This is a genomic window from Acinetobacter sp. YH01025 (genome assembly GCF_013420185.1).
GTDB classification, from domain to species: Bacteria; Pseudomonadota; Gammaproteobacteria; order Pseudomonadales; family Moraxellaceae; genus Acinetobacter; species Acinetobacter indicus.
Genome location: NZ_VOYR01000006.1, coordinates 165,360 through 171,359, shown reverse-complemented (window position 1 = coordinate 171,359; position 6,000 = coordinate 165,360). Strand labels below are relative to the sequence as shown.

Annotated in this window: 7 protein-coding genes; 2 read left to right on the top strand and 5 right to left on the bottom strand. The window is 40.1% G+C overall.

Features of this window, described 5'->3' with window-relative positions:
• The first annotated feature begins 535 nt into the window (after window positions 1-535).
• Window positions 536-1,741, top strand: a complete 1,206-nt coding sequence (locus FTT89_RS08555; protein ID WP_160232414.1) for a DUF1615 domain-containing protein — start codon at window positions 536-538, stop codon at window positions 1,739-1,741.
• Window positions 1,708-2,355, top strand: a complete 648-nt coding sequence (locus FTT89_RS08550; protein WP_168391329.1) for an HAD-IB family hydrolase — start codon at window positions 1,708-1,710, stop codon at window positions 2,353-2,355. Before FTT89_RS08555 ends, FTT89_RS08550 begins: the two co-directional genes overlap by 34 nt.
• A 56-nt stretch (window positions 2,356-2,411) precedes the next feature.
• Here the strand turns inward: FTT89_RS08550 and FTT89_RS08545 are convergent, their stop codons facing one another.
• The 5 genes from FTT89_RS08545 to FTT89_RS08525 are packed head-to-tail and all read right to left on the bottom strand — an operon-like array spanning window position 2,412 to window position 5,915.
• A complete protein-coding gene (locus FTT89_RS08545; protein ID WP_180006377.1) occupies window positions 2,412-3,884 on the bottom strand; it encodes a hypothetical protein in 1,473 nt (490 codons plus the stop codon).
• 14 nt (window positions 3,885-3,898) lie between these two features.
• On the bottom strand, window positions 3,899-4,576 hold the full coding sequence (locus FTT89_RS08540; RefSeq protein WP_180006378.1) for a prepilin-type N-terminal cleavage/methylation domain-containing protein: 678 nt from the start codon (window positions 4,574-4,576) through the stop codon (window positions 3,899-3,901).
• Between the two features lie 13 nt (window positions 4,577-4,589).
• Window positions 4,590-5,027: a type II secretion system protein J gene (locus tag FTT89_RS08535; protein WP_127800257.1), complete on the bottom strand. Its 438-nt coding sequence runs from the start codon at window positions 5,025-5,027 to the stop codon at window positions 4,590-4,592.
• Window positions 5,008-5,457, bottom strand: a complete 450-nt coding sequence (locus tag FTT89_RS08530; protein WP_180006379.1) for a Tfp pilus assembly protein FimT/FimU — start codon at window positions 5,455-5,457, stop codon at window positions 5,008-5,010. The genes FTT89_RS08535 and FTT89_RS08530 overlap by 20 nt, the downstream gene beginning before the upstream one ends.
• Window positions 5,451-5,915, bottom strand: coding sequence for a type IV pilin protein (locus tag FTT89_RS08525; protein ID WP_180006380.1), 465 nt, complete (start codon window positions 5,913-5,915; stop codon window positions 5,451-5,453). Before FTT89_RS08525 ends, FTT89_RS08530 begins: the two co-directional genes overlap by 7 nt.
• Between the last annotated feature and the right edge of the window lie 85 nt (window positions 5,916-6,000).

Sequence of the window (6,000 nt, the reverse complement as noted above, 5' to 3'; positions counted from 1 at the left end):
ACCTGGTCTTCCAGGCTTAACTTGGGCGGTCTGCCTTTGGCAGGGACATGTTTCTTCAATTGCTCAACCATTAAATCAAAGGTTGACCATGAGATGCCCGTGTATCGCTTGAACTGAGGATCAGAAAGCTTGTTTGAATCGATGTATTTCATCCGCAGATTATGCATGAATGCCAAGAAATCTGGAGTGCAAATATCAACCAAAAAGAAGATCGTTTTTTGATTTATGAAAGAGATCTAATATTTTAAAAACAATTCAGATGATTTTATCCAGCATCACCCTTATTTATTTAAATTTTTTCCTTAAAATAACCGAAGATCATCAAATTAAAATCAGCGCTTTATTTTGAAATAGAATTTAGTATCTAACCCTACAGTATCCGCTTTTTGAGCCACTCAATTCTCTGGCATCTTGCAGATAAAAATTGACAGCGCAACGTGGGCCGTATACATATATATTCACACTTGTATAGCCGAATTTCTGTATACTTCATCTGCCCTGTAGGCTGACCCGTCTGGACCGAGTTTTCCTGTTTATGAAACACACCTTCCTGTCATCTGTAATCAAACCTTTAAGCCTGATTGCATTATCTTTAAGTTTAGCTGCCTGTGGCGACAGCGCCTGGTGGAATAAAGGCGATGAGCCAAGTCTAGATGCAGATCAGATCAAGCGACTGATTCCTTCCCGCGTGAAAGATCGTGATTCATGGGCCAAAGATATTTACGATATTAGTGAACAATTGGGTATTCCGCAGACCAAGGAAAATATGTGTACCATTGTCGCCGTGGTCGATCAGGAATCCAACTTTGTTGCCGATCCACAGGTTTATGGTTTAGGTGAAAAAGCAGTTAAAGAAGTCCAGGAACGCTTAGACGAGAAGTTTAAAGATAAACTCGGTGAAGCCATTGGTGGCACCATTGCCGGCTATTTTCAGGATGTACTGAAAAACCATCCAAGCCCGGAAGATAACTATTTAAGCCAGATGCGCCGGGTCAAAACCGAACGGGAACTGGATGAACTTTATCGTGAAATTTTTGACTATATGGCCAAGCATTATCATGTGTCGGCCCTGACCGGCGCCGCCAAGCTGTTTGGTCAAAATATCGGAGAAAAGCTGAATCCGATTACCACCTTAGGTTCGATGCAGGTGCATATCAGTTATGCCAAGGAACATAAACGCCAAGGCGGCAATATTGCAGAATTACGTACCGATTTATACAGCCAATATGGTGGCCTGTATTATGGTATTCACCGTCTGATGATGTATCCGGCCGACTATGATAAACCGCTATATCGCTTTGCCGATTATAATTCGGGTATGTATTCCAGCCGTAATGCCGCTTTTCAGAGCATGCTGAATGATTTAACCGAAGCCGAATTATCTCTAGACGGCGATTTACTGCTCTATAGCAAAGATGGCGGCGTTCGCAGTGCCAAGAGTCAATCTGAACGCGAGCTGATTAGCGTTTTTGCCAAACATAATATTGTGCTCACCCCACGTCAAATCCGCTCCGATCTGAAAAAAGAAAAAGAGCAGGATTTTGAAGATACCGCTTCGTATCGCGCCTTATTAAAACTGTATCAGGAACAAACTAGCAAAGAACCATTTTATGCGATAATGCCAGAGGTGGTAATTTCCGGGCCAAAACTCAGCCGTGATTATAATACCAACTGGTTTGCTACTCGGGTCAACGGGCGATATACCACATGCATGCAAAAAGCCAAAAATATAAAAATCTAGCCGTATTCGATTTTGATGGAACCCTGTATGAGCATGACAGTTTTACCGGGTTTATTTTTTATAGTCTGAGCAAACGGCATATTCTCAAGCGTGGACTGATCACCCTCCCCTGGATTATGGCTTATTATTTAAAGCTCTATCCGGCGCATAAAATGCGGCCCCGACTATTTAAGGGAATGTTTAAGTCGGTACCGCAGCATCAAATTAAGGAAAAAGCAGAAAGCTATGCAGCACAATTGGTTCAAGCTTTAAATCCGAAATTACTCAATCAACTACAAAAGCATCAAGCCCATGGAGATGATATTGTGTTGGTCTCTGCTTCTATTAATATTTATTTGGAAGCGGTATGTGAGTTATTAAATATTGATTTAATCTGCTCTCAGGTGGCTTTAGAGAACTCTATCTTTAGCGGTGAATATTTAACGGCAGATTGCAGTTTATATGAAAAGAAACAACAAATTATAAAGCGTTATGATTTAGAGCAGTACAATGCTATTTATGCCTATGGTAATAGTTATGAAGATGAGCCAATGCTGAATCTGGCAACCTATCCTTATATGGTGGGCACAGATCAAGCTTTACCTGAAGTGACGCTCTATAAGAAATTAGCTTGATTTTAAATAAGCAATAAAAAACCCACAATTTCTTGTGGTTTTTTAGTGGATTGGGGTTACATGTAGCGGATTGTTTTTGATTTCGTCGAATAAATAAGGATGGGAATATTATTACCATCTGTATTACTACGACCCAAAGTAACCGTCATATTACCTTGTACTTCAGTTTTCAGGTCACCTGTTACCACTAAGTTACCTTTTACATTAATATCACCAGTACCTGTTATTTTCCCTGATGCTTTACCCGTACCCCCTGCACCTTTTGTACCCACTATGTTGCCATACAAGTTAAGTACAGTATTATTCTCAGCATCAATAGCAAACTCTGTATCTGTTAAAAATAGAATATTGGATAAATTTGCTGGAAATAAATTAGTATTTTTTAAAAATTTATCCTTATTATCTCTAAAATATGCCACATTGCTAATGAGGTTTCTTTGAGTAGCATCATAAGGCTGACAATACTGCGTTGGATAATTTTCAGCAGGGCATACCTTATTTAGACGTGTCTTAATATTACTATCATCTGCTGTTAACAGGTAGTGCAATGGCGCATAAGCATTATAAGTACCAGCTGTATTTCCTGTACCTAAGTCTGTAGTTAGGGAACCTGTTGTTAATATCGTATTTACCATATCATTTGGTTCTTTATTTAATTCAACAATAAGATTATTATCAAACCAAACGATACCTGCCAGATTTGCTGTTGCTGAGTTGAAAGTCCATTCCGCCTTATTATTAAGTGTTACTCCTGATGGACATGTAATTTTTACTGGAGTAGTAATAGTTGTCGTACCTGTAGTATGTAAATTATTTTGAAAACACTCCATTACACCAGCATTATTTCTAGTAAAAAGATAGTTGGCATACCCTTTCAGAGTCATTGCATCTGCAACTTCAATAGGATTGGTATAGGCTTGTACTGTAATACGATCTAAAGTGACCACAGCACCAGAAGTATCAACAACCTTACCTGCATTTTCTCCACCTACGAAAATTGTGACATTTTCTCCTGTTTCACCTACAAATGTTGCATTTCCTCCAACTACCAATCCACCAGCAAAAATTGTACCTGCAACAGTACTTTGTTGAATTTGTTTTTGATAAGCATAGATAGCACGTACGATTGCTGATGCACCACCACTTTGCCCTGTAATATCAAAACAATAATGCACCTCATCTGGATTTGTAGATACTGGGCAAGTATTAGACTTCACATAACTACTAGTAACAGTTCCACCATTTCTAATTTCACCTGTCGTAATCCGATCTAAATAACCTTGTGGCTGATTCAATAAAAAATCACTGAGCGCCTGATATCCCATCATTGCTTTCATTTGTGCTTGAGTCTGTGCATGTGCAGTTGTCGCACTCGACTGCAAATTGCGCATAGAAGACATATAACCAGCAGTTAAAACAGTTAGCGAGAAACCAACCAATACAATAAATAAAAGCGAGGAAATACCTGCCTGCTTAGCAAAAGAAATCGATTTTTTAGAATTTCTTTGATGTTCTGCCGCATTATGCATGACTTTATCCTCCCCTATTTAAAATTAAATAGGCATGTAATATTTTGAATTGTTCTTGCTGTGCTATCACTACTTGCCGCATAAGTATTCGCCTCAAGCACTACCTGATATTTCCCTAAGTCAATACCAGCTCCTCCTTTAATCCCAAAAGGACTACAGCCACCGGTTACAGGTTGAACTTTAATATTAATTGCACCAATTTTATTCGTATCATTGCCAAGACCAGAATCAGTTAAAGCAGCCTGATCAATTTGAATAAGTAATTCTTTTGCAATCGTATCAACAGGTTTAACAAGGCCTGAGCATGTATACCCCGCTGCTGTTGGGCCATATAAATACAAGCCATTCTCATGGCTATATAAGGCTCGGCAATGAGTATCGGAAACTTTCCAGACCAGATATTTACCTATCGTATTTAAGGCAACTGCATCTCCGGCCGCATCTAATACTTTAAAATCGGCCTGAGTTGGACCGGTTAAACCATAACCCATTCCTTGCAAAATCCGGTCTGTGGCAATTAGACCAAGCATAATATGGCTATCTACTTTTGCACCTAATGAAGCTTCTGCTGTCACTTTTCCTGTAGTCACAAAAGCACGTAGCATGGCCAGAATAATAATAATAGACAATGCCAGGGCGATTAGAATTTCAATTAAAGTCACACCACGCTGTGAAAATTTTAGGCTATTCATCTTCCTCTCCTTTTCACGGTGCAATTTGCACTTTAACCGGTACAAAAGTATCAGCTTCGTCAACTTCAAGAGTTGCTGCACTCACTTTAATTCCGCCCACCGTAGAGGAAGCAACCCCACCTCCAGTGGAGTCATTGGCGACCACCGTATAAGCACCCTCGCTCACAATACAGTCCAGGTTTACATTGTTGCCCGCTACCTGTACCTGAACAGTATGTGTGCCTAGAGCTTTCCCACCACATTCATTGGAGTTTTCCAACTGCTGTCGCATTTGATTAATGGTATGCAAATGAATATTCTGATCACGGTGCACCACTGCTGTTCGACCAGAAATATAAGCAGCACCCAAGCCAATCACAGCCATCAGCACCATTGAAACCAATACTTCGATTAAAGTCGCGCCCTGCTGATACTTTGGTATTCCAAGATCGTTAGAAGTAACCTGCTTCATCTTGACCTCCTGATGCTTGAATCAAATACTGGGTACATGTGTTTGTCTGTAAAGACGCATTATTATTTAATTCAACCTTTTGAGTTGCTGAGTCACAGGTTGCTGAGGCTGGTAAAGTTGACAACTGAATTGTGACCGTTGGAGTAATATTGAAACTCCAAATAGTCGCATTGTTACTGTCTTTTACCACCACTGTAGTAGAAGTCACTTCCAGACTGGCAGCCTTAATTCCTTCCTTGACAGCATTCGGGTTTCTTAACGCTTCATTTTTAGCACGCGCATATGCTTCCAATAGTTCTTTTTCAGTTTTGGTAATTTGCGCATTCGCCACCCAAGCCCGGCCCAATGGGAAAATAGCCACAGCAAGAATTGCAAGCAAAGCAATCCCAATCATCAATTCGATGAGGGTCACGCCACGTTGCCTTACCATGAGCTTAACCCGCCACAGCCATTACTAGTTTCAGCAATATTTTTATAATTATTACTTCTGAAGGTCAGTACACATCCGGCATTCCTCCCCTCTCCCGTAGCGATCAACTCATAACCAGGTTTTGAATCAATATCTTTAATTTCTACTGTATATTTAAAGGTATCTGCTGCCACGGGTTGCCAGCCTTTTGCGTGATTTTGAGTTTCCGTATTATCTGTAGTTGGATTTGGTGTAGGGGTTGCATAGCTTAAGTTGCGCTGATACATACTTTCCAATACCAAACTTAACGCAACTAAATCTGACTGGGCACTACGCGCTTTGGCTTTGGTGATGTAATTTGAATACATAGGCATGGCAATGGCTGCGAGAATAGCCAAAATAATGACGGCCACCATTAATTCCAGGAGCGTAAAACCTGCGCTAGATGTGTGGAAGTTCGAGCCTTGTTTTTTATACATTTTCCTTCTTTACCAAAAGCATACTTACTTCTATAAAACTAGCATAGGATTTGTTTAGTATATGTTGTATAAACCTCCAAATTGT

What these genes read in the sequence shown, in the direction of transcription:
- FTT89_RS08545 (WP_180006377.1), bottom strand. Translation starts at nt 3,884, where the DNA reads ATGCATAATGCGGCAGAACATCAAAGAAATTCTAAAAAATCGATTTCT.
- FTT89_RS08530 (WP_180006379.1), bottom strand. Translation starts at nt 5,457, where the DNA reads ATGGTAAGGCAACGTGGCGTGACCCTCATCGAATTGATGATTGGGATT.
- FTT89_RS08550 (WP_168391329.1), top strand. Translation starts at nt 1,708, where the DNA reads ATGCATGCAAAAAGCCAAAAATATAAAAATCTAGCCGTATTCGATTTT.
- FTT89_RS08535 (WP_127800257.1), bottom strand. Translation starts at nt 5,027, where the DNA reads ATGAAGCAGGTTACTTCTAACGATCTTGGAATACCAAAGTATCAGCAG.
- FTT89_RS08525 (WP_180006380.1), bottom strand. Translation starts at nt 5,915, where the DNA reads ATGTATAAAAAACAAGGCTCGAACTTCCACACATCTAGCGCAGGTTTT.
- FTT89_RS08555 (WP_160232414.1), top strand. Translation starts at nt 536, where the DNA reads ATGAAACACACCTTCCTGTCATCTGTAATCAAACCTTTAAGCCTGATT.
- FTT89_RS08540 (WP_180006378.1), bottom strand. Translation starts at nt 4,576, where the DNA reads ATGAATAGCCTAAAATTTTCACAGCGTGGTGTGACTTTAATTGAAATT.